The sequence below is a fragment of the Candidatus Methylomirabilota bacterium genome (assembly GCA_027293415.1).
Taxonomy (GTDB): Bacteria; Methylomirabilota; Methylomirabilia; order Methylomirabilales; family CSP1-5; genus CSP1-5.
Genome location: JAPUFX010000075.1, coordinates 12,872 through 26,427 on the forward strand (window position 1 = coordinate 12,872; position 13,556 = coordinate 26,427).

The following is a 13,556-nucleotide window of genomic DNA, read 5'->3' on the forward strand; positions in this document are numbered from 1 at the left end:
CCCTTGCAGACATTTCGGTCATGGGTCAACGGTGAACGAATCGGAGGCCTGGAGTGAGGGGCTCAGGTGCTGCCTATTCTTTTCAGGGGACTTGACTTTCCCGGGGAGCCACGGCTAGCCTGGAAAGGCCAACAGGCAACCGCACCGGAAGAAACCAGAGAGATCGATGCCGAAGGGACAGCGACAGGACTCAGATCCGCCAGGAGCAATACTGGAAGGAGAATGAGGAGGGGGTCATGTGCGTGCCGGCTGCCTTGGAGATGTTTCGATCTCTCCTTTCGTCCCCTGATACCCTGAGCTGGATAGGCATGGGCTTTGCGGCCGTGGCTGGCCGATCACCCGCCAGGCGTACGGTACGGCCGTTGAAGGTGTCTCACGTGGTTGACCTGACCCAGATCCTCACCCCGGATTTTCCGAGCTGGCCCGGATACCCCTCCCTCGAGATTCTAAACACCCACAACATTGCGCAGCATGGGTTCTTTGCCAATGCGTGGCATGTCCATGAGCATAGCGGGACCCATGTCGATGCTCCCCTCCACTTCAGCGGGAAGGGGTGGTCGGCCGCCGAAATTCCTGAGGAAGCCCTCATCGCCCCAGCGGTCATCATCGACATTCGGGCGCGCGCGCGGCGGGATCCTGACGCACAGGCGCGAGTGGACGATATCAAGGCCTGGGAGAGAAAGCATGGGCGAGTTCGGCGGGGCGCGGCGGTGCTGATGTGGAGCGGATGGGAGGATAGGGCCAGCGACCAGACGGCGTACCGGAATATGGACAGCAAAGGGGTCATGCACTTCCCCGGGTTCAGTCGAGAGGCGGCGGAATTTTTGGTGAATGAACGGGCGGTCGGCGGGATCGGCGTGGACACTCTTAGTTTGGACTATGGCCCCTCGACAGACTTTGGAGCGCACTTTGCGGTCCTGCCGGCTAACAGGTGGGGGATCGAGAACCTGGCGAATCTGGGAAAGCTCCCTCCCAAGGGTGCGACCCTCTTCGTCGGCCTCCCACGAGTGAAGGGGGCATCCGGAGGACCCGCCAGGGTTCTGGCCGTTTGGTAGGCTCGGACAGGATGCCGGGCGCGTTGACCCACCCCTGATTTCGTGGTATGCTGTAAGCGAAATGGGAACCGCTCAAATCTGAAAAAGACTGAGGCCCCGCGCGGTGAGGAGCCGACGGGGTTTTTCTTTTCCATCACGGAATGGGAGTGAAAGATGAACGACGAACGTAAGCTGGCCGTCTATATTGATTTTGAAAACATCGCCCTGGGCGCCCGGGAGGCCAAGTATAAATCGTTCGAGATTGGCCTCGTCTTGGAACGGCTCGTCGAGAAGGGGAAGATCATGGTGAAGCGAGCCTACGCCGACTGGGAGAAGTATTCGGAGTATAAGAGGCCTTTCCACCAAGCCGCCATCGAACTCATTGAAATTCCTCGCCGTGCGTACAGTGGGAAGAACTCTGCCGACATCCGCATGGTGGTGGACGCCATGGACCTTTCGTTCTCCAAGGAGCACATCGACACCTTTGTCATCGCGTCGGGGGACAGCGACTTTTCCCCACTGGTCTCCAAGCTCAGGGAAAACAATAAGTTTGTCATTGGGTTAGGCGTCAAGAACTCCTCCTCGGAACTTCTGATCGCCAATTGCGACGAGTTCATCTATTACGATGATTTGGTCCGGGGGATCAAGAAGCCCCGGATGGAGAAGCTGCCCGAAAAGAAAGCCGAGGTCTTTGAACTTTTGGTCGATTCCATCCTGGCGTTGTTGCGGGAGAATAAGGACATCCTCTGGGCCTCAATGGTCAAGCAGACCATGATGCGCAAGCGTCCCGACTTCACAGAATCCTACTACAGCTACAGCACCTTCTCGAAGCTCCTCGAGGACGCCTCGAAGCACAAGATTGTGGAACTGAAACGGGACGATCGGAGTCGGACCTACATTATTGTGGGGTTGGGCGAAGGGCACTAGACGAACCGACGACCGAACACCGATGACCGACGATGATTATCTCGTTCACGGTTCAGAGTTCATGGTTCAGGGAAAATACCCTCTTACCGTGCTTAAGCCATGAACCACGAACCATAATCCATGAACCACTCCCCCACGGTCGTCGGTCATCGGTTTGCGGTCAACCTCGCCGGAGGCGAGCGCGGTGGAACAGGGGATCAAAGATGCGATGGAGTGGATCAATGGCGAGCTTCAGGATCATCCGGAGGCGAATGTCAACCTGCTCATTGACCGGGCGAGTCAGCAGTTCAATCTTACTCCACTCCAGACCGACTTCCTGTATCGGGAATATGCCCGGACGGCCAATCGGCCTACCCCCGAATAACCACACACACAACACGAAATGAGATACCCGCTCCCCTACGCTTTCCGGGAGACCATATTTCGTATCACAAAATCGCCCAGTCGGGGGGAGAGGGCATTCAGGACCACCATGAGCCTGGCCGGGGGAAAGACGATCACCTCCGGGCGGGGGGATTTGGCACAGCGGATGATGGCTTTTGCCACAGTGGCGGAAGGCTGGACCGGTGGTTTGGGAGCTAGTTTTCGTCCCAGAGTGTTTTTGGCAGCATCGAAAAACTCCGTGGCGGTCCCCACCGGGCAGATGAGGCTGAGCACCTCGGTGCCGAGCTCTTGGATCTCTTTCTCCAGGGCCTGAAGCTGTTGTTCCCGACGGGCGGCCAGAGCCACTCGGGCCTGCTCACGGGCGAAGAGCAGCGCCGTCTCCCGCCCAATCCCGCTGCTCGCTCCGGTCACGATGACCACCTGCCCGCTGAGGTCTTTACCCATGACTCCTCTCCCGTCGGATACACCGCCGGGTCGTGCTGTTCCCCCTCCTGACGGGATCAGGACGCCTCCTGCCTACCCCTCCCCCTGATCTTCTCGGGATAGGGGAGTGAAGGGTGGCGTGAAGCCCTTTTTCGGATTATTCAACACCACAAGGAAAGCGGGGAGGCGCTACTCCTGCGGGTAGGCAATGATCACGGTATCTAAATGGAGGACCCGGTACTCTTCCTGTCGTACGTAGAAATAATGCCCCTCGACCCCCTCGGGGGTCTCCTCGAAGGCAACCAGGGCCCCAACTTGAGGCATCTCTCGGAAGGCGTTAGCCCCGGCGTCGAAGCCATCCCCCGCGGCGACCACGCGGCCGTACCGGATGGGAGAACCGCGTGGGCAGTGGATCGTCATTCCTGCCGGTGGCTCGGAGAGAACCTGAACCAGGAAATTGACCCCGTAGACCTTATGCGTCATCATGATCCTCCTCACCTCCAGAAGTGGATGCCCAGCATCATACCACATTATTGCCCGATCGGTACGCCTTCAGATGACCATCGGCCCATCTTTGGGGACCAGCCCAACGGGGGGTTGGCAACTTCTGCAGGACAGGATAGACTAGCTGGAATGCACTTTGCTAGAAACGAGGGCGGTGAAGAATGAGGCGATCGTCGGCTTTAACCGGGGGCGCCTCGTCAGCCTCTTGGGACCTGGGTGATTCGCTGAACACCTTGGCCGGACGGTTCGGCAGGACCGTTCACCTCCCGGTCCGGGTAGGAATTTATCTAGTTGCGTCACGCCGGCGTTTGCCATACAAGTTAGAAGGCATGGACCTGCAATCCCCGAACGAAGGGCGTGGAAGAATCGGGCGAAAAGGAGCGGCGAGATGGCAAAGGAGACGTTGACCGTCACGGATAACCGCACCGGCAAGACCTACGAGATCCAGATAGACCAGGGGGCCATTCGGGCAACCGATCTCCGACAGATCAGGGTGTCCGAGGACGACGTTGGGCTCCTGAGCTACGATCCCGCCTTCATGAATACGGCCTCGTGCAAGAGCGCGATCACCTTTATCGATGGGGAGAAGGGGATCCTGCGGTATCGTGGCTACCCGATCGAGCAGCTGGCCGAACGGAGTACGTTCCTCGAGACCACCTATTTAGTCCTCCATGGTGAGCTACCCACCGGCAAGCAGCTGGAGGAGTGGGTCTACAATATTACCCACCACACCATGATCCACGAGAACATCAAGAAGTTTATAGATGGGTTTCACTACGACGCCCATCCGATGGGGATCCTGGTCGGGACGGTGGCGGCCCTGTCCACCTTTTACCCCGACGCCAAGGGTATCTTGGACACAGCCAATCGGCAGAAACAGATTTACCGCCTGATCGCCAAGATGCCCACCCTAGCGGCCTTCGCGTACCGGCACAGCCTGGGGCTGCCCTTTGCCTATCCGGATAACGACCTCTCGTACAGCGGCAACTTCCTCAACATGCTCTTTAGGATGACTGAATCGAAATACACGCCCAATCGCGTTATGGAGAAAGGTCTGGACGTCCTCTTCATTCTTCACGCGGATCACGAGCAGAATTGTAGCGCCAATGCCATGCGCAGTGTGGGCAGCTCCCACGTGGATCCCTACTCTGCGGTGGCGGCGGCCTGTGCAGCGCTGTACGGGCCGCTGCACGGGGGGGCCAATGAAGCGGTCCTCCGGATGCTGCGGGAGATTGGCGCCAAGGAGAAGGTTCCTGAGTTCATCAAGAAAGTCAAGACGCGCGAGGCGCTGCTCATGGGTTTTGGCCATCGGATCTACAAGAGTTACGACCCCCGGGCCAAGGCCATCAAGAAGCTGGCGTATGAGATCTTCGAGGTGACCGGGACGAATCCCCTTCTCGATATTGCCATCGAGTTGGAACGGATTGCCTTGGAGGATGAGTTTTTCGTGAAGCGGCGGCTGTACCCGAATGTGGACTACTATACGGGGATGGTTTACGAGGCGATGGGCTTTCCGGTCGAGATTTACCCGGTCCTCTTCGCCATCGGCCGGACCCCTGGCTGGATCGCCCAGTGGCAGGAGATGCTCCTCGATCCCGAACAAAAAATCGCCCGCCCCCGACAGCTATATGTCGGTTCTGAACAGCGCGACTACGTCCCGATGGAGCAGCGCCGATAGATTTCCGTCTCGAGTGCGACCGTTAAGGAAGGCCGGCCTCGCCGGAAGGAACGGTCGGTAGCTTTTGCCCCCGGGCGTCCCCCTTACCTCAAGATCTCCTTGATCTCTTCCAAACGTCTCACGGTGTATTCCGGGCGCGGGATGGACTCGTCGAGGCATTCTCCCGTGCGATTCAGCCAGATGGCTGCCATGCCGACCCCTTTTGCTCCTGCAATATCGACGGTGGGGCTATCCCCGATGAAGATCGCCTCCACCGGGGTGATCCGGAGGGCCTGGCATGCGGCCTCAAAAATAGCCGGGTGGGGTTTCCGGTAGCCTACCTCGTCGGAGATGAGGATCAGATCAAAGAGGGAGTTGATCCCCGCACGGGCCAAGATCGCGCGGGCAGTCGGACCGTGATCGAAATTGGAGATGAGGCCAAGTTGATACTTGGGCCGCAGCCACTCGAGCAGCTCGCAGTGCTCTGGCGGAGTGTAGATCACCTCGGCCAGACAAGCCATATGTTTTTCCAAGAGGGCGGCCAAGAAGGGCTCAACGTCCGGAGTGACCGGAATCTCAAGCTTCTGAAAGAACAGGTGGAACCGCTCATAGGCTGAGACCTCGCGCTCCTCCCGTTCCCGAAGCCGGGCCGCCTCGTCAAAGCTCTCCCGGAAGGCATAGTAAAAGGTCTTCAGAGAGACTTGGCTGTACCGTTCTACGAAGAGGGGGTAGACCACGGCGGTGGTCGAGTGGATTGGTTCTCCGTTGATGTGAATGAGGGGAAGGTGATCCCGGTTAAAGTCCGCCAGTGTCTCGAAGAGATCGAAGATGACGCACCGGTAACTCATCAGGACCCCATGGAAGATGAGCCATGTTAGCGGAGTTAGGAATCGAGATCAACACCGGAAGACAACAGGGGGGTAGGACCTCTTATCGTCGAGCGTACACCTCCGCGGCGAGCACGCGCGGATTCTTCGTCCGGGCATTCTGCGTCGTTCTCAGAATAATAGCTTCGGAAAATCCAACCTCTCGAAACTCTTCAAGGAAGGCACCGCCTTCCTTGGCTCCCGCAATTCAGGCAAACCAGTTCGCCTCGCTGTCCCGAATCTCTGGAGGAAGCGGTTCACGCAATATGAGTTCGGCCGTGTAGACAGCTCCACCCTGTCGCACGACTCGTGCAAGTTCGTGGAAAATTTCACACCTCGCCGGATTCAGGTTAAAGATGCCATTCACCAAGGCAATATCAATCGAGCCACCTTCAATGGGTAGCTTCTCTGCATCGGCTTGGTTGTATTCCACGTTGTCGATCCCAACTTGTGCTGCCGCTTGGCGGGCACGCGCGAGCATGGCATCACTGAAGTCAACACCGATGGTCTTTCCCTGCGGACCTGTCCGCCGCGCAGCAATCAAAGAATCGAGCCCTGCCCCGCACCCCAGGTCGAGGACAGTGGCACCCACCGGGATATCCGCAAAGACGGCCACACTCGACACCCCGGAAAAAGCATCAACAGAAGCGGATGGCAAACGGGTAAGTAGATCCTGCGGGTAGCCTACGCTTTCCGCGAAACGCCGCCCCATTGGAAACGGATGTTCATCCTGCGGTCTTACCGCAGCCGCAGAATAGGCCCGCCGAACGCCATCCCGGAGTTGCTGTGGCCTGTCCATGTCAGTCGATCCTCCTGTCGCTGAACGCCGCGCTGCCCTTATGAGGAAAATAGATCCGATGATTGTATAGGTCAAATCAATAATATCAACTATGACAATAGGAATAACAAATGAGAAATCTAACTATACATAAGTAAAAGGATTGTAGGTGTTGTGGCTTTCCTAAAGGATCAATTGGCGGCGGAGCTGATGGGCTGGAGTGAAGTACCGCTTGACCGCGAGGTGGAGAAAGAGGAAGGAACTCAAGGCTACGGCGCACGTGATCATGAGCATGACGACGACCTGATACTTTACTGCGATGAGGGGGGAGGTGCCGGAGAGGATTTGCCCGGTCATCATCCCGGGAAGTTGGACGATCCCGACCGCCAACATGGCGTTGATCGTCGGGATCATGGCCGCGCGGAGGGCTGAACGGTAGAGATCGCGGGTTGCCTCCATTCCGGAGAATCCGAGGGCGAGGAGCGTCTCCACCTCCTCTACCCGGCTTCGCAGCTCGCCTTGAAATCGTTCCCCTGCCAACGCCGCGCCGGTCATGGCGTTGCCGAGAATCATGCCGCCGATGGGGATGAGATAACGGGGGTCGTACCACGGCTCGACCTGAATCACCACTTGGGTCACGAAGCCGAGCGTGATGGCGCTGCCGACGACCAGCGACGCCACCGCGATCCAGCGAGCGCCCGGCAACGGATGTTCTAATCTGCCGACGGCGATCCAGGACGCGGCAGAGAGCATCACGATGAGGGTCAGGAGGACGAGTTCCCACCGATCCGAGGCGAAGAGATAGATGAGGAAGTAGCCCACGAGAAAGAGCTGGAGGAAGGTCCGGGCGGTCGCGATGATGAGATCGCGCTCGAGGCCAAGACGTTCCCGGTAGGAGATGGCAAGCACCAGCAGGACCAGGATCAGGGCAAGGAAGAGATGGATGATTCCCACATCGATGATCGGCTTCATCCATGCTCCTCCAGAAGCCTGGCCGCCTGTTCCGCCCCTTCTTCACGGACGATCCGGCCCCCTTCAAGAAACAGGACCCGGCCGCCCAGGCGGAGAATCAGTTCCGCTTGGTGGGTGGCGACAAGCAGCGTTAGCCCTTTGACGCGGTTGAGCTGGGTGATCGTGTCAACCACGAGGTGGAGGCTGCGCGCATCGAGGGCCGAGGTGGGCTCGTCCAACAGGAGGATCTCTGGTTCCCCCAGGAGGGATCGTGCAATGGAGAGCCGCTGCTTCTCCCCGCCGGAGAGTTCCATCGCGTTGCGATGGAGAAATGATCGATTCAGGCCTACGTCTGCCAAGGCCTGAACAAGCGTGGACTCCGAAAGCTGCCTTCCGTTCGGGCGCCGGAGGAGATTCTCTCGGATCGTTCCATGGAACATTACCGGATGCTGAAGGACCAGGGCAATCCGTCTCCTGAGCTCTAACGGATCGTAGTATTGCAAGGGCCTTTCGCGGAAGAGGATCTCGCCTTGAACGGGATCATCAAAACGGTTGAGTAGGCGGAGGAGGGCAGATTTGCCGGAGCCGGAGGGTCCGGTGATGCTGAGACATTCCCCCGCCTGCACCTGAAAGGAGACCGCTTTCAGGACCTCGCGGTGCGCATCCAGCGTATACCCGCCGGAGACCTCGCGGCATGCGAGGATCGGTTCACGCTTCCCCTCGATAGTCATGGCCTGCCACGGAAGTTTTCCGCCAAAAGGCAACACGTCGTCCACGTGTGCTACGCTTGGGCAGTCGTTAAGGTAGCATGCGCGAGATTTGTTTCGCAAGTTGACAGATGCAGATGAGCCCCATGTGAGCTTGACGGCGACTGCGACTAGATGCACGAGGGTGTTTATGGGTGAGGCAGGAATGGGGCAGGTATTTCCCGGGCGGTCAGAATTTGGGCACGGACAAGCGGGGTGTGTATCTCTAACCGTTGCAAAATAGGACTAGCACAGGGGACCTCGCCAGTTGGCACGTTCGTTGCTAGTTTGTAAGGTGAAAGCGAGGTCGCGAAGATGTTTTACTGCACTTCGTGTAAAATATGGGTCCAGCCGATCCAATGGATTGAGTCCATATGGAGTGGTGAGTTGTGCGTCTTCGAGGCCTGCCCTTGCTGCCACCAAAAACCCGCCAACCCCGATCGCACCGCTGCCTGAGCCTGGACAAGCGCTAACATTCGAACAGTCTTGTGTTTCCCCACGAAATTGCCCCTTCTTACGCCTTAAACGGCAGCGACATTTTGGGTTTTTGCAAGGATCGTGGGCGCGGTCGCTCTCTCCTCACATGCGAGCCTGCTTCCTTCCACATCTTCCCCAAAAAAGAAAACAGGAGGCGGCGTGTCAGGACCTATGGGGTTGCCGCTCAGATGTGTGGTCGACGTGAGGGGTGGGGTTTGTTTGACCATCCTGCCATACGGGGCATAGTGCCCGTTCATAGGTCAGGTTGTTCCTTGACCAATAGTAATAGGAAAACGAGTTTCAGCGGATCTTGGAGCCGGGGGGGATATCCCTGTCCGGGCTAAGCAGCACGATGCGCCCCTCGGCATCTTCGGCGGCTAGGACCATCCCCCGCGATTCAACCCCCATGAGCTTCGCCGGTGCGAGGTTGGCCACGACAGCCACCTTTTTGCCAATCAGCGCGTCTGCATTGTACTGCCCCTGTAGTCCCGCAACCAGGGTTCGGTCTTCGGTACCGACGCGGACGGTGAGCTTGAGGAGATTTTTCGAACCCGCGATCGGCTCGACAATCAAGATCTCACCCACCCTCAGGTCAAGTCGCTGAAACTCCGCGAGGCTGATCTCGGACATGGCAGGCTGGTCCTCCTCCTGGCCACGGATGGCCGCAAAACCTCCTTCGATGCGAGGAAAGAGAGGCGGTCCCTTCCGGATCTTTCCGGAGGTAGGACCCTCTCCCCACGCGGCTTGCTCGATCCGGGACTGCTCAACATGTGCGTCAATACCTAATTGTTCGGTGATGGCCTGGCCGGTGTCGGGAAGGAAGGGGGAAAGCAAGAGACCCAGGATCCGCAGGATCTCCCAGGCATGGTAGAGAACCCGCTCGAGAGCTTGGGTATCCTTTTTGCTGAGCTCCCAGGGCTTGCTAGTATCGATATATTTGTTCGCCGCGCTGACTAGTTCCCAGAGGGATTCGAGGGCACGGTTGAATGCCAGGTCATCCACGGCTCTCGAGAGGGACGCACGAATCGCTTCGGCGATATGCACAAGTCCTTGATCGTCCGGGCTATCAGGGTTCGAACGCTGGGGGATCCTGCCCCCCAGGTACTTTTCGATCATCGTCAGGACCCGGCTGACCAAGTTGCCCAGGTCGTTGGCCAGACCAGAATTCAATCGGCTGATTAGGGCTTCTTCACTGAAGCTCGCATCGAGCCCAAAGACCATCTCCCTGAGGAGGAAATAGCGCAGGGTGTCTCGGCCGTATTTTTGTGTCAGGTCCAGGGGGCGAATCACATTTCCCAGACTCTTGGACATCTTTCCCCATTCCACCTTCCAGTATCCGTGCACGTGCAGATGGCGGTAGAGGGGGATCTCGGCAGCCCAGAGCATGGTGGGCCAGTAAATCCCGTGGGGTTTTACGATGTCCTTGGCGATCAGGTGATTCGCCGCGGGCCAGAAGGTGCTCGAGTCTTCACTGTCAGGATAGCCCAGGCCGCTCAGGTAGTTGATCAGGGCATCGAACCAGACGTAGGTGACGTAGTTCGCATCGAAGGGGAGCGGAATCCCCCAGGAGAGTCGGCTGACCGGCCGCGAAATGCAGAGGTCTTCTAACGGGTCCCGGAGAAAGGCCAGCACCTCGTTTCGGTACCGCTCGGGGCGGATGAAGTCAGGTTTTTCCTCCAGGTGCTTGACCAGCCGTCCCTGGTATTTACTCATGCGGAAAAAGTAGTTCTGCTCCTTAATGAAGGTGGGCTCGACCTGATGATCGGGGCACTTGCCATCCTCCAGCTCTCGTTCGGTATAAAAGCGCTCACAGCCAAAGCAATACTTCCCGCCGTATTCGCCGAGGTAGATATCCCCTCGGTCGTAGATCCGTTGCAGGAGATACTGAACGAGGCGCCGGTGGGGCGGGTCGGTGGTTCGGATGAAGGCGTTGTGCGTGATGTTGAGGGCTTGCCAGGTGTCGCGGAAAACGGCGCTGATCCGGTCAGCGTATGCTTTCGGGGCCTCGCCGGCCTTGGCCGCCGCCTGAGCAATCTTGTTCCCGTGCTCATCAGTGCCGGTGAGAAAGAAGACACGATGACCGGTGAATCGCTTGAAACGGGCCAGGGTATCTGCCAGGATGGTGGTGTAGGCGTGGCCGAGGTGGGGAACGTCGTTTACGTAATAGATTGGGGTGGTGACGTAGAAGGTCCGTTCACTCATTGCTCCCCGAACCCTGACATCTCCCCGCTCTCCCCATGGGTCGTTGCGTTGGCCCGACAACGGCCGTTGCCGCATCCATCCCCGCCACAACCGCCGTTGCCACATTTGTTGCACTGGTGGCCGCCCCCCCGCTCATGGTATCTGGCGGTTGCAATCTGCATGATCTCTTCCAAGGTGACGCGGAGCGACACCCCCGCGTCGAGTTGGACCGTTACCGCCTCGGCCAGGATGTCTTGCGCTTGCACGGTGCCTGGTCCCTGAGGAGTATCTACCGGCTGGCCCACCTTGGGCAGATGCCGTACCAGTTCGCTGTAGATGGGATACTCATACGCCAGACAGCACTTCAGACGACCGCAAACCCCGGTGATCTTGGTGGAGTTCAGAGAGAGCTTTTGCTCCTTGGCCATCTTCATGGTCACGGGATGGAAGCTCGGGAGCCAGCTCTTGCAGCACAACGTCCGCCCGCATGATCCGAGTCCGGCCCCGGTGATGGCCGCCTCATCCCGCACCCCGATCTGCTTCATCTCGATCTTGGCCCGGAGGCGATGGGACAGATCCCGGACCAGGTCCCGGAAGTCCACTCGCTCCTCAGCCGTGAAGAAGACCGTGAGTTTGTTTCCGTCGCTGCTCGAGCGGACGTGCACGATCTTCATGGGGCACTGCCGTCCTGCCGCGAGGCGCACACCGAGCTGGCGTGCCTCTCCCTCTCGTGCGGTCATTCGTCGGAACCGCTCCAGGTCTTCCGGGGTCGCCAGGCGCATCACCGGCTTCAGGGGCTGTTTGAGCTTGTGGAGAGGGAAGTAGGGTACTTTCCCCACCACCTTGCCCACGCGGAGCCGCTCGGCGTACTCCACCACCACTTCGGCCCCTAGGTCCAGGGACAGTTCGTCTGCTTTGTAAAACTGCTCTCGCTCGCGCTCGTCGATATAGACTTTGACTACCATGGCAAAAGTGTTCAGGCTGCCTGAAGGTCCCGGAGTTTGAGAAACATCACTTCGAGGCTGAGCCGAGGGTTCGCGTATCGGCCGAGTCCATCCAGGGTTTGCTTCACCGTGTGATACATCGCCAAGAGCTGGGCGAGTGCGAGCCGTTCGCTTTGGCGTCGCAGGGCCGCTCCGCTATTTCGATAGACCAGGAGCGTCTCTCGATGTGTCACCTTGGAAACCGTGAGATCCCGACACCAGGCGAGGAGCGCCTCCAGGAAGAGAGAGAGGGTCTCCTTCTGGCGGACGACCCGCTCTGCCAGATCGAGCACGGGGAGGATCCTGCCGGCCGGGAGGGCGACGGCCTGTTCCACCAGCCCCCGGATCTCCTGGAGGGGGCTCGTTCGAAGCTCTTGCGCGCGACCGAGGCTCCCGCTAGCCAGGCTGGCCAGAAAGTGGGACTCCGCGTCATCACACCCTTCCTCCTGAAGCCGGGCGGCAATAACATTCTCGGGCAGTGGACCAAAGCGGATCTGGCTGCAGCGGGAAGCGAGTGTGGGAAGAAGCGCCGAGACCTCAGGAGCGATGAGGACGAGTACCGCTCTTCCTGGGGGTTCCTCTAGGGTCTTCAGCAGGGCATTCTGGGCTTGCTCTGTCATGGTTTCAGCTTGATCGAGGATGAATACGTTTCGGAGGCCCTCGTAGGGTCTGAGGGTTGCCTCCTGGTTAAGGCCGCGGACCTGATCGATTTTCAAGCTACTCCCTTCGGGGGCTAGCAGATGCACGTCCGGGTGGACTCCTTTGGCGATCTTGGTGCATGAAAGGCATCGGTCGCAGCAATCCCCCTGTACGTCTCCAAGGCAGTTCAGGGCCTTGGCGACTGTGGTCGCCGTCAGGAATCGACCGACGCCTTTCGGACCGGTGAACATGAGGGCATGCGGAATGCGACCGGTCTGAATCGCCCGCCGCAAGAGTGAAATCGCCCACCCCTGGCCGAGGATGTCGGCGAAACCCATTATCGCCTTCCTCCCTGAACCGTCCAGCTGCCGATTAACGGCTCCACCCGCGCCCAGATCTCGGCGGCGATCGCCTCCTCCGACTGTGTCGCATCGATGATCTGGAATCGGTGTGGTTCTTCTCGGGCGAGCTGGAGATACCCCTTCCGAACCCGGTCGTGAAACTCCAAGGCCTCTGCCTCCAGGCGATCCAGCAAGGACTCGGGAAGTGGGACCTGGCCTCGTTCCCTTACCCGGCGGAGTCCCTCGCGTGGGTCGAGGTCGAGCAGAATGGTCAGATCCGGCGTGAGGCCGCCCGTGGCCACTCGATTTATCGTCCTGATGAGCTTCAGGTCCAATCCTCGACCGTATCCTTGATAGGCGACCGTGGCATCGGCGAATCGATCGCAGACGACGATAGTCTCCGCGTTCAGGGCTGGGACGATCCACTCCCGGCAGAGCTGCGCGCGAGAGGCGAGATAGAGAAAGAGTTCGGTTTCGGCCACCATCTCCAGATTGCGCGTCGCGAGCAGAATCGACCGGATTGCGTCGCCGAGGGATGTTCCTCCGGGCTCTCGGGTCTCCGCAACCCGCTGTCCGGCTTGCCGCAACGTGGCAGACAGCCGTCGGAGCTGGGTGGTCTTTCCGGACCCTTCCACACCTTCGAAGGTGAAAAACAGCCCGCGCAT

General features: G+C 59.0%; 14 protein-coding genes. 4 read left to right on the forward strand and 10 right to left on the reverse strand.

Features of this window, described 5'->3' with window-relative positions:
- Positions 1-236 precede the first annotated feature (236 nt).
- The 3 genes from O6929_05825 to O6929_05835 all read left to right on the forward strand — a co-directional run bounded on the left by O6929_05825 (position 237) and on the right by O6929_05835 (position 2,325).
- Positions 237-1,055: a cyclase family protein gene (locus O6929_05825; GenBank protein MCZ6479904.1), complete on the forward strand. Its 819-nt coding sequence runs from the start codon at positions 237-239 to the stop codon at positions 1,053-1,055.
- A 153-nt stretch (positions 1,056-1,208) separates the two neighbouring features.
- Complete coding sequence (locus O6929_05830) at positions 1,209-1,961, forward strand: NYN domain-containing protein (GenBank protein ID MCZ6479905.1); 753 nt, start codon at positions 1,209-1,211, stop codon at positions 1,959-1,961.
- Between the two features lie 184 nt (positions 1,962-2,145).
- Positions 2,146-2,325 carry a hypothetical protein gene (locus tag O6929_05835; GenBank protein ID MCZ6479906.1) on the forward strand — a complete coding sequence of 60 codons (180 nt, stop codon included), beginning with the start codon at positions 2,146-2,148 and terminating at the stop codon, positions 2,323-2,325.
- A gap of 35 nt (positions 2,326-2,360) precedes the next feature.
- Here the strand turns inward: O6929_05835 and O6929_05840 are convergent, their stop codons facing one another.
- Both O6929_05840 and O6929_05845 read right to left on the reverse strand, forming a co-directional pair.
- A complete protein-coding gene (locus tag O6929_05840) occupies positions 2,361-2,789 on the reverse strand; it encodes an SDR family NAD(P)-dependent oxidoreductase (protein ID MCZ6479907.1) in 429 nt (142 codons plus the stop codon).
- Between the two features lie 168 nt (positions 2,790-2,957).
- Positions 2,958-3,251 carry a hypothetical protein gene (locus tag O6929_05845; protein ID MCZ6479908.1) on the reverse strand — a complete coding sequence of 98 codons (294 nt, stop codon included), beginning with the start codon at positions 3,249-3,251 and terminating at the stop codon, positions 2,958-2,960.
- A 409-nt stretch (positions 3,252-3,660) separates the two neighbouring features.
- Here O6929_05845 and O6929_05850 point away from each other — a divergent pair, with 409 nt between their 5' ends.
- Positions 3,661-4,950, forward strand: coding sequence for a citrate synthase (locus tag O6929_05850; GenBank protein MCZ6479909.1), 1,290 nt, complete (start codon positions 3,661-3,663; stop codon positions 4,948-4,950).
- An 83-nt stretch (positions 4,951-5,033) separates the two neighbouring features.
- Here O6929_05850 and O6929_05855 read toward each other — a convergent pair whose 3' ends face one another.
- The 8 genes from O6929_05855 to tmk form a co-directional block, all read right to left on the reverse strand.
- Positions 5,034-5,777 carry an HAD family hydrolase gene (locus tag O6929_05855; protein MCZ6479910.1) on the reverse strand — a complete coding sequence of 248 codons (744 nt, stop codon included), beginning with the start codon at positions 5,775-5,777 and terminating at the stop codon, positions 5,034-5,036.
- Positions 5,778-6,003: 226 nt separating this feature from the next.
- Positions 6,004-6,594: a methyltransferase domain-containing protein gene (locus tag O6929_05860; protein ID MCZ6479911.1), complete on the reverse strand. Its 591-nt coding sequence runs from the start codon at positions 6,592-6,594 to the stop codon at positions 6,004-6,006.
- Positions 6,595-6,756: 162 nt separating this feature from the next.
- Positions 6,757-7,545 carry an iron export ABC transporter permease subunit FetB gene (gene fetB, locus O6929_05865; GenBank protein MCZ6479912.1) on the reverse strand — a complete coding sequence of 263 codons (789 nt, stop codon included), beginning with the start codon at positions 7,543-7,545 and terminating at the stop codon, positions 6,757-6,759.
- Positions 7,542-8,300: an ABC transporter ATP-binding protein gene (locus O6929_05870; GenBank protein ID MCZ6479913.1), complete on the reverse strand. Its 759-nt coding sequence runs from the start codon at positions 8,298-8,300 to the stop codon at positions 7,542-7,544. The genes fetB and O6929_05870 overlap by 4 nt, the downstream gene beginning before the upstream one ends.
- A gap of 747 nt (positions 8,301-9,047) precedes the next feature.
- Positions 9,048-10,949, reverse strand: coding sequence for a methionine--tRNA ligase (gene metG, locus O6929_05875; GenBank protein MCZ6479914.1), 1,902 nt, complete (start codon positions 10,947-10,949; stop codon positions 9,048-9,050).
- Positions 10,946-11,893, reverse strand: coding sequence for a regulatory iron-sulfur-containing complex subunit RicT (gene ricT, locus O6929_05880; GenBank protein ID MCZ6479915.1), 948 nt, complete (start codon positions 11,891-11,893; stop codon positions 10,946-10,948). The genes metG and ricT overlap by 4 nt, the downstream gene beginning before the upstream one ends.
- Before the next feature lie 11 nt (positions 11,894-11,904).
- Complete coding sequence (holB, locus tag O6929_05885; protein ID MCZ6479916.1) at positions 11,905-12,888, reverse strand: DNA polymerase III subunit delta'; 984 nt, start codon at positions 12,886-12,888, stop codon at positions 11,905-11,907.
- On the reverse strand, positions 12,888-13,556 hold the full coding sequence (tmk, locus tag O6929_05890) for a dTMP kinase (protein ID MCZ6479917.1): 669 nt from the start codon (positions 13,554-13,556) through the stop codon (positions 12,888-12,890). The genes holB and tmk overlap by 1 nt, the downstream gene beginning before the upstream one ends.